Below are 16,056 nucleotides of genomic sequence, written 5' to 3' on the forward strand. Positions count from 1 at the left end.
AAATGAACTACGATGTGATTATTGTTGGAGGCGGAGTAATCGGGGCCAGTATTGCTTACTTTCTTACTAAATCAAAAAAATTTAATGTCTTGCTATGTGAAAAAGGAAAACCGCCAGGGGATGGGGCAACAAGTATATCTGGTGGATTACTAAGAGTACACCATACGAACAATGCTAATCAATATCTTTCTTTTAGAAGCTTACAATTGTATAAGGAGCTTACAGCAGCCAAACAAATGGATTTTGGTTATCATCCAATAGGTTTCTCATTAATGGTAGGTCCTCAATATGTTGAAAATTTAAAGATCAATGTTCAAAATATGGTCAATTTAGGATTACCGATTAAAGTTTATTCACCAAATGAATACAATTTAGAAGAACGGTTTATAAATGTCGAGAATATAGGTGCTGTCTCCTATGAACCTCTTGGTGGATATGGTAATCCAGCAAAAACTAGCTTAGCATTTATTAATGAAGGTCTAAAGCAAGGGCTTCATTTAATGGAAGGTACAGAGGTTCAAGATATCGTAGTAAATAAAAATAAAGTTGTTGGTGTTCAAACAAATTTATCTCAGATATTCGCTAAACGTGTGATAATCGCATCCAATTACTGGGGGGGAAAGCTAACCAAAAATCTTGGTATTGACTTACCTATCTATACCAAGCGCTTAGGAGTTGTTTTTGCACATACTGATACAGATAAAGTCTTATCACATTCCTATATAGATGATACTTCAGACACGTATATGCGCCCATTCCCTGACGGCCGAATTCTAATAGGAATAAAATCCTCTGAGTGTGATATTAGCGATATTCATTTTAAGAGGAAAATTCAAAATGAAGAAGCACTCGAAGCAATTGATAGAGCTTCTAAAAGGTTCCCTATTCTGCAGAAGGCCAAAGTTTTGGGTGGACGTATTGGTTTTGATAGCTATACTCCCGATCAATATCCTCTTATTGGTCCTACTGAATATGAAGGGCTGTATTTATCCGTTGGTTTTGGTGGAGGGGGATATAAAATAGCTCCTGCAGTAGGTGAAGCTATAGCTAAAGAAATTTTATATAACACAAAAACAAATGAGCTAAAGTATTACAGGATAAATCGATTTGAGAATGAAAAAAAGTACACCTATTTCCAAACAGAAAGCATGTATAAATATATGTAATTTATAAAGAAGGGGGAAGTTTTATATGGAATCGAGGAATAGTCATCCTTATTATATGTATGAAGAAATTATGTTACAGCCTGAATATTTAAAGAAACTGTTTTTATCATTAAAATTTCAAAATCACGGAAGTTTATTAGATACTTTAAAAAAGAGTAAGAGAATTTTTCTGATAGGATGCGGAACATCCTATCATGTAGCCTTGTCTAGTTTTAGCATAAGTCAAATAATGTTTAAAGAGAAAAATAAATTTAGATCTGTACCTGCGTTTGAATTAATGTCTCCTAATTACTCCCTTAATGAAGAGGATGTAGTAATCGCCTTTTCTCATTCGGGAGATACAAAAGCTACATTCGATTGTATTTTTTTAGCTAATAAAAATAACTGCAAGACGGTAGTAGTTACAGGTGATACAGCAAGTAGATGTGCAGATATATCAGATTTTGTACTGACTTATGGCTATAAAGACGATAAATCTCTTGCACATACAATCACCTATACCTTAAGTACTTTTTTAATGCTCATACTGATGGGGAAGCTAGCAAGAGAAATGGGAGATCTTGCAATTAATGACATAGTTAATTCAGTAGCTATTCAATTACCTTCTCTATTTACTAATGTATTGAATCGCAAAAATGAAATGAAGGAATTAGCAGATGACTTAAAAAGTGATTTCTTTGTGGTATGTGGGAATGAAAATACAATCGGAGTTGCTCATGAAACTACATTAAAGTTCGGTGAGGTTCACTATACTCCAACAACTAGTATGGATGTGGAACAGCTATTCCATGGACCGTTAGTTATGTGTAATAAAGATACAGCAATTATTGTAATCGCTAGTAACCCGAATATGAAAGAAAGGGTGTCTGATCTGTTTAAAGCTAGTAAATTAATTGGCAGTACATCGCTACTATTTACTTCTGAAAAAAATGATATAACTAATGCGGATTATGTATTTAATTTACCGAGCTGTCATGAATTATTAGTGCCATTACTATATGTTTTACCAATGCAGTTACTTAGTTATTATCTTGCAGTTGGGAAAAAGCTAAACCCTGATCATATTCGTAGAGATCAACTAGCATACAAAAAGGCGCGTGAAGCTTATGAGTGAAAAAGCAGTAGTTAAATCTGTTGATCCAATAAAAACATTAGATGACATGTTACCCAAAACTTCCAATAACAAAAATAAGCTTTTTAGAATAGGCATAAGTGCGAATTTAAGCGGTCATACCAGAGAATTGTATACAGGTGTAGCAATTGCTGTTAATGAATATCTCAAGAAGAAAGATAGGCTTTATGATATTGAGGTACTTTGGGAGAAAAGTTCTTTTGATAAAGATTCTACACTTAAGGCTGCAAATCAACTCGTAAATAGAGGGGCTGAAGCAGTAATTGGTCACTTAAGCGCAAACCAATCGCTTGTAGCTGCGACTATTTACTCTGATATAGACATTCCTTTCTTAGCCCCAGGTACTTCACATCCATTGCTTACGGAACAAGGCTTTGATAATATTCTTAGAGTTTGTGGAAGAGATGAAGAGATGGCTTATGAAATGGTTCATCTAGCAGATAAATTAACAGCTAATACTAGTTTAAAAATAGTATACCAAGAAAATAGTTACGGAAATCAACTATCAAAATTACTAAGAAAATCAATTTTAGAGAAAGGACTAAGCTTGAAAACGTCGATATTAATTAATGACAATATTGTATCAGAAATAGATGATAGAGATACTTTATTGTTTGCAGGTACGTACGAAGGTGCATTGTTATTAACTGAGAAATTAGCGAAAGCAAATTTTACAGGTACGGTTATATTTGGTGATGATATATTTGTAGCTGATTTTCCATATCTGACTAGTAAACATGATGGATTAAAACTCTTTACTATTTCTACTAAGAAGGACCTTTACGGAATTAATTATAAGAATTTTGAAAATAAATATAAAGAAATCGCATCTTTAAAGCCAGCTGCTTACTCCGTCACAAGCTATATTGCAACTAAGATTCTATTAAATAACATATCACTATTAAAGAAACACGGTTGTAAACGCTTCATAAATAGCCTTAAAGATGGAGTTGTAGTTGAAGGATTAGAAGAAGTTTCATTTTCGCCAAAAGGAGACTTGCTAGAATTTGAGTGGGATGTTTATGAAATGAAAGCTGGAGATTTTATAAAATTAAACGGGAGTGATCGATAATGCCATATTTATTTTCTTTTGGATTAACTTGTAACCTGGAGACAGCAAAGAAGGACTTAGGCAAATGGAATAGCTATTCTAAAGCAATATTAAAGGAGCATATATACACATTTACAGGATTCCATCCAGATTTTAATGGGGGGACCTCAACGGTAATACAAAAAGATGGAGGGGAAGTATTAGGAATAGCTTTCGAAATCAATGAAAATCAAATTAGTCTTCTTAGAAAAAATGATTATGGTTATATGTTGAAAGAAGTAGAAATTTATCTTGCTGATAAAAAAGTAAAAGCCTATATAATGGTGCCAAAAATTATCGAAGAACGAAGAGAGCCATCGCTAAGCTACTATGAAGGTGTAAAGGCTTCTTTAAATCAACATTATCCAAAGGAAATTGTTGATCGTTATCTAGAAAGAGCGTTAAAAAGAACAAAGAAAAAAGGAGTAAATATCCAAAGGCACCATCGTGATGACTATAAATATGAGTACGGCTCTTTATTAAGAAGAATATATCCGTGGGACAAAACCCGAAAATCACCATTTGGTTCAGGAATTATAATTGTACAACCTGGTGAGACAACAGAGCCTCACAATCATGATGAAGAAGAATCTTTTATTATTTTAGAAGGTGAAGGGGTTATTAATGTAGATGGGGAAACGGAAAAGGTATATCAAGAAGATGTTATTTATTTCGAGCCTTTTTCTGTCCATTCGCTTCATAATACTGGAGGTAAACCTCTAAAATTCTTAGCTGTTTGGTGGGGAGCTGTTGGAATTGAACAATATCAGTTAGAAAATAATCATTGGAAACATTAAAATGAGGAGGTTTTATGATGAGTGAAATATATGTTACGGCAACACCACCGACACCTAATGGCGACCTTCATATCGGGCATTTAGCTGGCCCCTATCTTGCGGCGGATGTTTACACCCGCTTCAAAAAAATAACAGGTAATAACGTTGCGTATATTACTTATGGTGATGATCACCAGAGCTATGTAGCGACAACAGCTAATAATAAGAAAATCGATCCAGAAGAAATGGTAGAGAAGAATAATAATATTGTTAGATCTACATTAAAATCGGCAAACATCGATGTGGATTTATACAAGAATCCATTGGGTAATAACAAACATATTAATTATGTATTAACATTTTTCCTAGAATTATATAATAAAGGGAAATTAAAAAAGAAAACGAAAGATATATTATACTGCGACAAATGTAAGTTGAATTTATATGAGTCATTTGTAAAAGGAAAGTGTCCCTATTGTAAAAGTGATTCATCTGGTAATTTATGCGAAGCTTGTGGTCAAATTAACGACCCTATTAATTTGGAGCAGCCCTTCTGCACAATTTGTAAATCTATTCCAACAATTAAACAATATACGGGTCTATTTTTCCCTATTAACGATTATAAAGATAAGTTGAATCATTTTTATTCATCAAGAACAACTTGGAGACCTCAGCTAATAGAATTTTGTAAACAGATAATAGCAAAAGATATTCCGGACTATCCAGTAACCTATCCTTCGAATTGGGGAATACCCGTTCCAATCGAGGGATTTAAAGACCAAGTAATAAATGTATGGTTTGAAATGTACCCTGGGATATTAGAAAGTATTGATTCACATTATCTACATCAATATGGTATTCGCAGAGAGAACAAACATAAACAGACGCTTGTACAATTCCTCGGATTTGATAACAGTTTTTTTAATTCCGTACTACATGTTGCAAGCGCATTTGCTATCGAAAAGGATGAGTTATTACCTGAGCACATCATTACGAATTACTTTTATTTACTAGATAAAGAGAAGTTCTCTACAAGTAAAGGACATGCAATATGGGGAGGAGAACTCTTAAAGGATGTTCCATCAGATAATCTTAGGTTTTATTTATCCTTAACTAATCCGGAGCATATGCAAACTAACTTTTCTTTCGATGATTTTTTACAGACTAATGATAAATTCACTAAAAAATGGGAAGACACAATAAATAGATATATAGAAATGATTAATCATGATTTTAAGGGAATCATACCCAAAAACGCTGCAATACATTATCAAAGCTCTAGCTTAATACAAAGAACAAAAAAGAATCTAGAAAAATTCTATGATTTGGAACAATTTAGTCTACGAAAAGCTTCCTTTGAATTAGAGGACTATATGAGTTCAATTATTGATTATTTAGAGGAAAAGGTTTTACCAATGAAAGCAAAAGACGATTTTTTATACACGCAACAGGTAGCTAATGTCACTTATCTATTAAAGGCTTTATCTGTTTTTTCTTATCCAATTATGCCGACCTTCTCCAAAAAATTAATGAGAAATTTAGGCGCAAGTAGTTCGAATTTGTTATGGGATACAATTTATGACATCAGTACTTGTGACGAAGTTGGAAATGAAAAAGAATTTTTTTACGCATTGAATATTAAAACCAGGAGAGGATCATGAAAAAGATAAAAGTTCTTAAATTTGGTGGTAATTCTTTGAAAACCATGGAAGACCGAAGAAATATTGCTGAAGTTATTACGAAAGAACAAGAGAAAGGATATAAATTAATTCTAGTTGTATCTGCAATTGGGCGATTAGGTGATCCATATGCAACGGATACTTTACTAAGATATATTAAACAGAATGAGTTATCACCAAGAGAAACAGCATTAATTTCTTCTTGTGGGGAAATCATATCAAGCATCGTACTGAGCTCGTATTTAAATTATCGGGGTTTAAAATCATCCGCATTGACAGGTGCGAATGCTGGAATAGTGACATCTAACGACTATTTAGATGCGGAAATCATATCTATAGACAAAAGAAACATGGAAGAACTAATTAATCAGGGAATTATTCCTATAATAGCTGGCTTCCAGGGGTACACTTATACTGGTGACACAACATTACTAAGCAGGGGAGGGAGCGATGTCACGGCTGCGGCGATAGCTCAAACCTTCCAAGCTTGCCAATTAGATATTTATACAGATGTGCCTGGGATAATGACTACAGATCCCAAAATAATAAATTCTGCTCAAACCCTAAAAACACTTAACTATGACCAGGCCTTGAAAATAGCTGCAAGTGGTGGAAAGGTTATCCATCCGGAAGCAATTAAATGGGCTAAAAAAAGCAACATACCAATTAAAATCAAAAAATTATCGAGTTCTCAAGGAACTGTAATTGCTGGAACAATAACGAATAGAAGCTTACCACCAGGTAGTATAATTTGCTTAACAACAAATGTCATGGATGATAAAAGAGGAAAAGTAACCATCATTGGTCACAGCTTAAACAAAAATAAAGATCTTCATAGATATATCCTATATTATAATATGAATATTCATTCATTCTCTTTCTTTTCTGATAAGATCGAGCTAATCATACCCATTCAGATCGTCAACAAATATGTCGAAGTATTTCATAAAAATTTCATAGAAAGTATTAAATGATGAGGAACTGTCCCAAAAGATAAATTTCTATTTAAAGGAACTGGAATATCCTATCTTTCAACGACAACAGTTTAGCCTCTGAGCAAATAAATCACTGTTGCACGAATTTACGATGGTTCTTCCATTTGGGGTCTTGGTTATTCCGGTTTCTTGTATCTGAATGAACCTTTTGGGGCAGTATTTTTTGTTAATTCTATTGTACAGTAGAAACACTTTAATATACTAATCTCCATAGAAAAAACGTTGCGTAAGATTCATATCCTTCCCAAGCAGAAGCTATTTGTTTAATCTCATCTATCGAAGGTTTCCTATCTAATGACCCAGCTAACTTTAATGCATTATGAAGTCCAACATCATTTATAGGAAATGCATTGGGATATCGCACACACCTTAGTAATACATAGTTTGCAGTCCATGGACCAATTCCTTTTATTGCAGTTAGTTGCTTTACTGCTAAATTTATGTCAGATAGTTGAACTAATTTTTCTCTTGATATCTGGTTATTGGCAATCAGCCGTGCTATACCACGGATATATTCACATTTTCTTCGAGACATACCAATCTTAAACAATTCATCCATACTTAATGAAGCTATTAGACGAGGGGAAGGAAATAGCCAATAGTCCTCTCCATTATGAATTAGTCTTTTTCCATAATTTTTAATAAATCTATCTTTTAGTGTAGAAGCGAAGCTCAAATTTATTTGCTGCCCTAAAATGGCCCAGACAAAGGCTTCAAAAATGTCCGGTATTCCTATATTTCTTAATCCATAAAATTTTGATATAGGCATTTTAAGATATTCATCCTGTTTTGCAATGGTATAAAATGGTTCTAAATGAATATCTAAATCGAACCAATCTCGGATGTAAAGCATTATTTGTCGCTCAAACTGTTTCGTGTAAGATTGACTGACATCTTCAGTTTCTATAACCAGTCTATTGTTATTACTGACATATATCTTTATAAAAAAAAGATTGCCATCTAAAACGATAAAGCGTGTTATGCTTTCTTGATCGGTACGGAATAAACCATCCTCTGTACTTTTTAAATAATCCAAGTTAATCCTAAAAGAGAAGTCTTCAGGAAGAGATAGAAGTTGTTTATAAACTGTCACGCTAAAACTCCTTTATCTATATTTTCTTATAACGATAGCATAATTGTCTGTAACTGTACTTTTGATTTCTTGCTTTTACATTCAAAATTACTTGTATAAAAATAATGAATAGCATACACTTTGTTTTACATTAATAATGAAAGGAAAAAACTGTAATGTGTCGAGTCTATTGGAGTTATTGGTATTTAAAAAATGCAAAAGGAATCATCGCTAGTACAGATCATGGAATAGCTTATGTTGGATCCCCGTATGAAACAGGTACAGATTTCCAAGATTGGGCTACCAAAGTTTTCAATCATTCTACATTGATAAATGATGAGGATAAATTGAGGAATTACAAATTACAATTAAAGGATTTTTTTACTGGTCGAAGAAAAGAATTTACTGTAAATTTTGATCTACGCGGTAGCCTATTTCAACAGCAGGTTTGGGAAATTTTAAAATGTATACCATTTGGTGAAACAGTGAGTTATTCAGATGTTGCCAGAAGATTAGGCAAACCCAACTCATACAGAGCTGTAGCTTCCGCGATTGCTACAAATCCAATATTAATTATGATACCTTGTCATCGTGTTGTAAGAAAAAATGGTAAAAGCACTGGTTATAGAGGAGGGTTAACGTTTAAGTATGAGTTGCTACAATTAGAAAAAGACATACTAAATAATAATCCATCTTAAATCATTTTTTAACGTACTTCCGAATTTTTCTATGTAACTATTATTTAATTTGGAGTGTGGAACATGACTACTAAAAAAACAATTAATCTTTATCAAGGAATAAGTTTATATATAGCTGCAATATTGGGATCTGGTGTATTATTTGTCTCAGGAATAACCGCTTCTATAGCAGGGCCTGCTTCTTTACTATCTTGGATTATTGTTATTATATTTAGTTTTCCATTAGCATATAGTTTTGCAAGTTTAGCTAGAGATTTCCCTGATGCTGGGGGGACAGCAACGTTTGTTCGAAAGTCATTTGGTTATCATTTAGGGAACATCGTCGGTTGGTTCTATTTTGTAACTGCCGCAATTGGTCAGTCTATCGTTGCATTAACTGGGGCTTTTTACTTAAGTAAGGCATTCAACTTCACCCCTTTAGGTGAGGTATATGCAGCGATACTAATTTTATTAATTGCAGGCTGCTTTAATTATTTTGGTCTGGAAGTAAGCGGAAAGGCTGCATTAATCATTAGCTCATGTCTATTGTTATTACTACTGACTACAATCATTGTAGCTTTACCAAGTGTAACTCTTAATAATTTCCAACCTTTCTTTACGGATGGATGGTATGCCATTGGCACTGCTATTACTGTTATTTTCTGGGCCTTCTTTGGCTGGGAGGCAATCTGCAACTTATCCTCTCATTTCAAACAACCTGATAAAAATATTGTAAAAAGCTCTGTAATTAGCGCATTGATTATAGGTTGTTTATTTTTACTACTTAGTTTTGTTACTATTGGCACAAATACATATGGTAGTGTTGAAAGCGATTTTTCGCCAATTGCTGTTATTATACAAGATAATCTAGGGATAGGGGCACAAGTATTAACTGCAGTACTTGCCTATTTAATATGTATTGGTACATCAAACGCATTTATCGCTAGTTTGGCGCAGCTAGGGTATTCCTTGAGCAGAGATAAAGCATTCCCAACCGTATTATCAAAGATACATCGTTCTGGTGTTCCACGACGCATGGTTATATTTGCAGTTGGGTTTGCAGTTATAGGCGTAATAATCACAGTTATATTTTCAGCAACATTTGATGATCTGCTTTTTATACCGACGTCACTTGGTTTAATCGTATATGCTTTAACAATGATTTCAGGTGTTAAACTTTTTAAGAAGTGGAGCAAGCCTTGGATTTGCTCACTTGTTTCATTTGTATTTATTTTATGTGTCATTCCTTTTTTTGAAGTATATCTGTTGGTACCTTTATTTGTATCGATAGCTTATTGTCTATATATGCTTACTAAAAGCTTTTATAGGAGTCAATAAGCTATAAATGAAATCTTTAATATATGTTAATAGAGCCAGTTAAAAAGAGATCCATAGACTAGGAGCATAACCTCCTTTTTACAAGGTAATCCTGCATAGGGTCTAGGGAGATGGTGAACTATAAAAACAGGGCATCGTATTAAGGAAAGTTGTATCAAAAATAATTTTGATGCAAGGATTACCGATTGACCGAAAAAGGATACAAAAGCGATAGTCATAGTAAGTAATTTTAGTTCGTTTTGCCATCTATCCCATAAATGTGGTTTACTTTGGTCAACAAATGAATAAGAATGTTTGTATGGCGTGGAATGAAGACTATATAATTTTTTTAAAGTTATTACATCTAACTTTAAAAGTTAAAATGTATTTATAAAATCATAAACGGTTTTGCTTATCTCCTTAAAATTAGACCAGTGTAAATAATGATGTCCTCTTAATACAACGAGCTTTTTAGTTGATAAATGGTTTATCTGCTTTTGATAAAAAGCTTCCATTGTTTTACCATTTGTCGTTATCCTATCACTGTATTTAGTAAATATTAGAACGGGTGTATCTGTAGGAAAAGACATATTAACTGTTTTATCAATATTATGATTTATTTCATTAACTTCAGCAATTATATTTTTGTTGCCTAAATTCCATGCCGATAAGATTTTAGTCTTTTCTAAGTTTTCAAGAGAATAAGTTCCATTTTCTGCTTCAGGAAGGTACTTCGCTGAATTCAAATATACTGCTAACCTAGTGGCTCCAGTCGATGCTAAAACACTTATATATCGAGGTATAGTAGGAATAGATTCATTAAAGTAATCTACTACTTGAGGCAAAGTGCAATCATTACATATTATTGCCTTAATTTCGTCGGGGTATTTATTGGCATAGTACAAGCTATAAATACCAGATATTGAATGAGGCATCAAAATATATGGACCTTTAATATTAGCTTTATACAGTGCGGTCCTTATTTCCTCTACAATGTTCTCAACAGTTCGCTTCTTATTAGTAGTTTCACTCCAACCGTACCCAAATGTCTCTACAACTACTATTCTATTATTCTTTGCCATTTCTTTTATTAAAGGTTCATAATCCAATGCTGGTGCAGCTGTACCAGCACCACTTAATAAAACAATCGTTTTTTCACCCTCTCCCTTAACATACACATGCATTTTATCACCGTTCACTTCAACTAATTGACCTAATGGCGGATATCGGTGTTGCTCAAGCTCCATCACAATCTGGTTTAATATTATCCAAAATAATAAGATCACAGCAATAATAAGAAAACTATTTCTAATGAACATCCAAAAGCTAATCTTTTTAATTGTCATTACTTATCCTTCCTTTTACATCATTAGCTTTCTCGTCTGACTACTTTATAATTTTATAGATTTTTTCTTAAATAATGCTTATAAATGGTAAAAAAATTTTAATCACTATATAGTAATTTCCCCAAAAAAATATAATTAGAAAGATATGTATAATTAGAGCAAAAGTTTTAGAGTGTATATAAATTTGAAATAAGAGTTCATTTGTACTAAAGGATGTATTATTTATGTGATAATAGCCCATAAAATGTCAAGGATGGCTAGTACATATGGCCTTTCTTTCGAATAAATTAGCATACAAGGTTGCTTACGATTGAGATATGGAGGAACTAATTATGTTTGAGGAGACGATGAGGAAAAATTCTTTAAGTAGATAAATTTACAGTACGAACAGAAGGAAAAATATTTAGAGTATATTCAGTTTATTCCATCCAGTATACCTTATATTTTCATAAAAAATTATTCTATAAATCGAACTGGTAAACTGTAAATACTTATCAATTTATTAAACGAATTATGATTGAAATAGTATATTTTACTAAACTAATTACAATTTATGAGTTTAAATGGTAACAATAACAATTAATGGTAATAAATCTCTATCCAATATTTTAAATTTACAAAAAAATAATTCTTTTTGCTCAGTTAATAATAATCGATAATTTGTATAATTGAAATATATGTAAAATATGACTAAAGTATCTTGTTTTTAGTCGAAAGAAGTAAAAAAGACTAGAAATTGCTAGTTAAAGTAACTGAAAAAATAAATTAAATGATACGATTTCTGATAAGTATGGTGACACAATTTTAGTGGATTGTATAAGGGAATATTTTTTTATAAGACTTTAGACACTATTAAAAATTTACTCAATTAATTTATATCTATTTAAAAATAGATATAATTACCTTGTTAGAAAAATTACATGAATTCTAGTGATATAAATTATTCGGGGTTCAAAGGTAAAACGGAGGGGGAGTAATTTGTCGACTTTAATTAATGTTATTAGAAATAAGGAATCAGAAACAGAAAAGGGTATCAGTTTCGTTAAAAAAAACGGAATTGAAAAGTTCGTGTCATATCATGATTTATTGGATAAAAGCATTAAAATTTTAGGCTATATACAGAGTAAAGGGATTAGCTACAAAGATGAACTTGTATTCCAGTTAAATGATAATGAAGATTTTGTTCATTCTTTTTGGGCAGGATTATTGGGAGGAATAATTCCTGTGCCACTTAGTACAGGCAAGAATGATGAACATAAATTAAAATTTTTTAAAGTATGGAATCAATTAAATAACCCATATCTAATTTGTGACCTTGAGCACTATGAAGTACTAGAAAAATATGCAAAGAATAATGATATTGATCTATCAGCACTTAAAAATAGAGTGATAGATATTCGAGATGTTTATCATTATGAGGAAGATGGACAAATTTATGAAAGTAATCAAGATGATATAGCTTTTTTACAGTTTTCCTCAGGATCGACTGGTGAACCAAAAGGAGTTATGTTAAAACATTATAATTTACTCGCTAATATGGAAGGGATTATTAATGGTACACGCATGACAAGCGAGGATAGCTTAATTACGTGGTTACCTATGTCCCATGATATGGGGTTAATTGGATGTCATTTAATACCTACATTATTAAACATTAATCAAGTCAATATTAATACAAATGATTTTATTAGAAGACCTAGAATGTGGTTAGAAAAAGCAAGTCAGCATAAATCAACACTGCTATTCTCTCCCAACTTTGGTTATAGGTACACATTAAAATACGCAAAAAGAGTCTCAGAAGATGTCGATTTATCCAATGTTAGAATTATCATTAATGGAGCCGAGCCAATCTCAGCAGATCTAATCCAGGAATTCTTCTCTAAGATGCGTAAATATGGTATGAAAGATACTGTAATGTGTCCTGCATATGGGCTTGCAGAGGCATGTCTTGGGGTTTCAGCAGCTTATCCAGAGGATGGCAACGTGATAACGTGGTGTATCGATAGAAGAGCAATTAAGATTGGGGAAGAAGTAGTTTACCTGCAAAACGATACTAGTAACTTTGCTGCAACGTTTGTTGATGTAGGTTACCCTCTGACAAATACAAGTATCCGAATAACTGATAATCGTCAAACTGTATTAGACGAGGATATGCTAGGAGCTGTCGAGATAAAGGGAAAAAATGTAACCAGCGGCTATTACAACATGGAAGCAAAAACAAACGAAGCATTATCTGCAGATGGCTGGTTGAATACAGGTGATATAGGATTTATAAAAAATGGACGATTAGTAATAGTGGGTCGCTACAAAGATGTGTTGTTTGTTAATGGTCAGAATTACTTTGCTAATGACTTAGAAAGAGTTATTCGTGAAGTCGCAGGAATCCCACTTAGTGAAGCTGAAGTAGCTGTTGGTGGTGCAAGAAATTTTAAAGAGCAAACAGAGCATATTGTAGCATTTATTAAATTTAAAAAGTCAGACGAGGAATTTATAGAAATAGAGAAAAATATAAAAAGAGAATTAAATTATCGATTAGGTGTCCAAATTTCCCATGTTATTCCATTAAAACAAATTCCGAAGACAACCAGCGGTAAAGTCCAAAGATTTAATCTGGTAAGGCGGTTTGAAGAAGGGAAGTTCCAATCTATAATAAAGCAAATCGATGAACATAAAAAGAAAGGTGAGCGTAATAGCGAGGATATTGATCAAATAGAAAATGGCATCGTCTCTATATGTAAGATGTACATAAGCGAAGTTGAAATTGGACTTGAAGATAACTTTTTTGAAATGGGTATCAGTTCACTGCAGTTAACTCAAGTAGCTTCAGAGCTACAGCAAAAATATGGAGACCATATTAAAGTTGCAGATTTCTATGCAAATCAAACCATTAAAGAACTAGCTGATTTTATTAAAAATGGAAAGAAACAAGTGAATGAGAAAAACAGCTCTAGGAAAAATATGAATCAGGCTGGTGATGATATTGCTATTATAGGTATTTCTTTAAAAGCATCTGGAGCAGAAGAGCAAGATGAATATTGGGAATACATTCGGAATGGGGGGGAAGGAGTACGGGATTTTCCTGAAAATAGAAAAGAAGATCTTACCGATTACTTATTATCAGTTGGGTATTCAGAAAATAAGATGGAATATCATCGTGGGGCTTACTTAAATAATATTGATACGTTCGATTATAAATATTTTAATATTCTGCCGGTTGAAGGTGTTGCAATGTCTCCGGTGCAAAGAATGTTTCTAGAATCTACAGTTAAAGTAGTTGAGGATGCTGGATATCATGCCGGAACATTGAAGGGGTCTAATACTGGAGTGTATGTAGGATATATGGGAGATATGGAAGGATTTAAGTATCAACAAATATTACAAGCATCGAAAGACATTCAAACACCTACAGGCTATCTTTCTTCTAATATAGCGGGAAGAGTGTCATATATGATGAATCTAAAAGGACCTAGTTTGATTGTTGATACTGCTTGCTCTTCTTCTTTAGTCGCATTAAATATTGCATGTAATGACATAAAAAGTGGGAATTGTGAGCAGGCAATAGTTGGTGGAATTAGGATTAAGACCATTCCCCTTAAGGACGGCCTGCGAGCTGGATTTGAGTCAGAAGATTATCGAACCAAACCATTTGACTCAGAGGGTAATGGAACTGGGGAAGGCGAAGGAGTTATTTCCATTATGGTAAAGCCACTACAAAGAGCAATTCATGATCAAGATCATATTTATGCTGTTTTAAAGGGGATGGCAGTAAATAGCGATGGTACTACTCTAGGTTTAGCAGCTCCAAATCCTGCTGCTCAAAAAGAAGTAATTATGAAAGCATTACGAAATGCAAAGGTTGAACCAAGCTCGATAACTTATGTCGAAGCACAAGGAACAGGAACGGATATTGGTGATTCAATCGAGTTTGAAGCCTTATCTAGTGCTTATAGTAGCGGGCATGGTGAAAGCCGGTTTTGTTCATTAGGTTCTGTTAGAGGAAATATTGGGCATTTATATGAAGCCTCAGGACTTTCAAGCTTAGTAAAATGTTGTCTTATGTTGAAAAATAAAAAATTACCTCCACTTGCTAACTTTAAAAAACCAAATACAAACATAAATTTAAACGATTCACCGTTTTATATTACGATTACTGAAACTGACTGGTTACCTCGCAATGGAGTGAGAAGATGTGGAATCCATAATTTTGGATTGTCTGGAACCAATTCACATGTAATTTTAGAAGAATACCGAGGTCACGAAGAACAAAGCCTAGAATCAAATGAAAGCCATATTTTCACGCTATCAGCCAAGAATAATACAACACTAAATCAGTTAGTCGAAAAATATATTAAATTTATGGAAAATAATAAGCACTTAAAACTTTCAAATGTATGCTATACATCTAATATAGGTAGAGAACATTTTGAATATAGAATAGCTATTGTCGCTGATTCATTGGACGATTTAATAAAAAAATTGAACCATTTTGAATGTAAAACAGATTTAGCTAATCATATTTATTTTGGAGTTCATAAACGGGTGAAAGAAGCTACTAAAACGACAAAAATTGATGAATTAACTAAAGAGAATATAATTGCTTTACGTGATAGTGGAAATAATATTGTGGCTAACACAACTATAGATAATCGAACAGGTAACTTATCTAGAATTGCCCAACTATATATTAGGGGAGCAGCGGAACTTCATTGGGAGCAGTTATATAGTTCGCAACAGACGAAGAAGGTTAGTCTGCCAACTTATGTATTTCAAAAATTGAAATGTTGGCCAAGTTTCTAAAGGGGGTAT

The 16,056-nt window shown here is 33.0% G+C and carries 11 protein-coding genes; 9 read left to right on the forward strand and 2 right to left on the reverse strand.

The window, feature by feature from the left end:
• The first annotated feature begins 2 nt into the window (after positions 1-2).
• The 6 genes from D9782_RS10810 to D9782_RS10835 are packed head-to-tail and all read left to right on the forward strand — an operon-like array spanning position 3 to position 6,817.
• Entirely contained in the window at positions 3-1,166 is a 1,164-nt protein-coding gene (locus tag D9782_RS10810; RefSeq protein ID WP_161629296.1) for an NAD(P)/FAD-dependent oxidoreductase, read from the forward strand.
• Between the two features lie 25 nt (positions 1,167-1,191).
• The gene (locus D9782_RS10815) at positions 1,192-2,280 is read left to right on the forward strand and encodes an SIS domain-containing protein (RefSeq protein WP_026682877.1); all 1,089 of its coding nucleotides are present in this window, start codon (positions 1,192-1,194) and stop codon (positions 2,278-2,280) included.
• On the forward strand, positions 2,273-3,370 hold the full coding sequence (locus tag D9782_RS10820; RefSeq protein ID WP_026682876.1) for an ABC transporter substrate-binding protein: 1,098 nt from the start codon (positions 2,273-2,275) through the stop codon (positions 3,368-3,370). The genes D9782_RS10815 and D9782_RS10820 overlap by 8 nt, the downstream gene beginning before the upstream one ends.
• Complete coding sequence (locus D9782_RS10825) at positions 3,370-4,185, forward strand: cupin domain-containing protein (protein WP_051388458.1); 816 nt, start codon at positions 3,370-3,372, stop codon at positions 4,183-4,185. The genes D9782_RS10820 and D9782_RS10825 overlap by 1 nt, the downstream gene beginning before the upstream one ends.
• A gap of 17 nt (positions 4,186-4,202) precedes the next feature.
• Positions 4,203-5,825, forward strand: a complete 1,623-nt coding sequence (locus D9782_RS10830) for a class I tRNA ligase family protein (RefSeq protein WP_162986378.1) — start codon at positions 4,203-4,205, stop codon at positions 5,823-5,825.
• On the forward strand, positions 5,822-6,817 hold the full coding sequence (locus D9782_RS10835; protein WP_121604750.1) for an aspartate kinase: 996 nt from the start codon (positions 5,822-5,824) through the stop codon (positions 6,815-6,817). Before D9782_RS10830 ends, D9782_RS10835 begins: the two co-directional genes overlap by 4 nt.
• Before the next feature lie 214 nt (positions 6,818-7,031).
• On the opposite strand, the gene D9782_RS10840 is transcribed toward D9782_RS10835, so the two are convergent.
• Positions 7,032-7,931 carry a DNA-3-methyladenine glycosylase 2 gene (locus D9782_RS10840; protein ID WP_121604751.1) on the reverse strand — a complete coding sequence of 300 codons (900 nt, stop codon included), beginning with the start codon at positions 7,929-7,931 and terminating at the stop codon, positions 7,032-7,034.
• A 155-nt stretch (positions 7,932-8,086) separates the two neighbouring features.
• Between D9782_RS10840 and D9782_RS10845 the strand changes: the two genes are divergently transcribed.
• On the forward strand, positions 8,087-8,608 hold the full coding sequence (locus D9782_RS10845) for a methylated-DNA--[protein]-cysteine S-methyltransferase (RefSeq protein WP_121604752.1): 522 nt from the start codon (positions 8,087-8,089) through the stop codon (positions 8,606-8,608).
• Positions 8,609-8,671: 63 nt separating this feature from the next.
• Positions 8,672-9,925, forward strand: coding sequence for an APC family permease (locus D9782_RS10850; RefSeq protein ID WP_034679745.1), 1,254 nt, complete (start codon positions 8,672-8,674; stop codon positions 9,923-9,925).
• A gap of 356 nt (positions 9,926-10,281) precedes the next feature.
• On the opposite strand, the gene D9782_RS10855 is transcribed toward D9782_RS10850, so the two are convergent.
• Entirely contained in the window at positions 10,282-11,250 is a 969-nt protein-coding gene (locus tag D9782_RS10855) for an alpha/beta fold hydrolase (protein ID WP_226983629.1), read from the reverse strand.
• 978 nt (positions 11,251-12,228) lie between these two features.
• On the opposite strand from D9782_RS10855, the gene D9782_RS10860 reads away from it, so the two are divergent.
• Positions 12,229-16,047, forward strand: coding sequence for a beta-ketoacyl synthase N-terminal-like domain-containing protein (locus tag D9782_RS10860; protein WP_121604753.1), 3,819 nt, complete (start codon positions 12,229-12,231; stop codon positions 16,045-16,047).
• Positions 16,048-16,056 lie beyond the last annotated feature (9 nt).

Source organism: Virgibacillus sp. Bac332 (genome assembly GCF_003667785.1).
GTDB classification, from domain to species: domain Bacteria; phylum Bacillota; class Bacilli; order Bacillales; family Amphibacillaceae; genus Virgibacillus; species Virgibacillus salarius.

What these genes read in the sequence shown, in the direction of transcription:
- D9782_RS10810 (WP_161629296.1), top strand. Translation starts at nt 3, where the DNA reads ATGAACTACGATGTGATTATTGTTGGAGGCGGAGTAATCGGGGCCAGT.
- D9782_RS10815 (WP_026682877.1), top strand. Translation starts at nt 1,192, where the DNA reads ATGGAATCGAGGAATAGTCATCCTTATTATATGTATGAAGAAATTATG.
- D9782_RS10820 (WP_026682876.1), top strand. Translation starts at nt 2,273, where the DNA reads ATGAGTGAAAAAGCAGTAGTTAAATCTGTTGATCCAATAAAAACATTA.
- D9782_RS10825 (WP_051388458.1), top strand. Translation starts at nt 3,370, where the DNA reads ATGCCATATTTATTTTCTTTTGGATTAACTTGTAACCTGGAGACAGCA.
- D9782_RS10830 (WP_162986378.1), top strand. Translation starts at nt 4,203, where the DNA reads ATGAGTGAAATATATGTTACGGCAACACCACCGACACCTAATGGCGAC.
- D9782_RS10835 (WP_121604750.1), top strand. Translation starts at nt 5,822, where the DNA reads ATGAAAAAGATAAAAGTTCTTAAATTTGGTGGTAATTCTTTGAAAACC.
- D9782_RS10845 (WP_121604752.1), top strand. Translation starts at nt 8,087, where the DNA reads ATGTGTCGAGTCTATTGGAGTTATTGGTATTTAAAAAATGCAAAAGGA.
- D9782_RS10850 (WP_034679745.1), top strand. Translation starts at nt 8,672, where the DNA reads ATGACTACTAAAAAAACAATTAATCTTTATCAAGGAATAAGTTTATAT.
- D9782_RS10855 (WP_226983629.1), bottom strand. Translation starts at nt 11,250, where the DNA reads ATGACAATTAAAAAGATTAGCTTTTGGATGTTCATTAGAAATAGTTTT.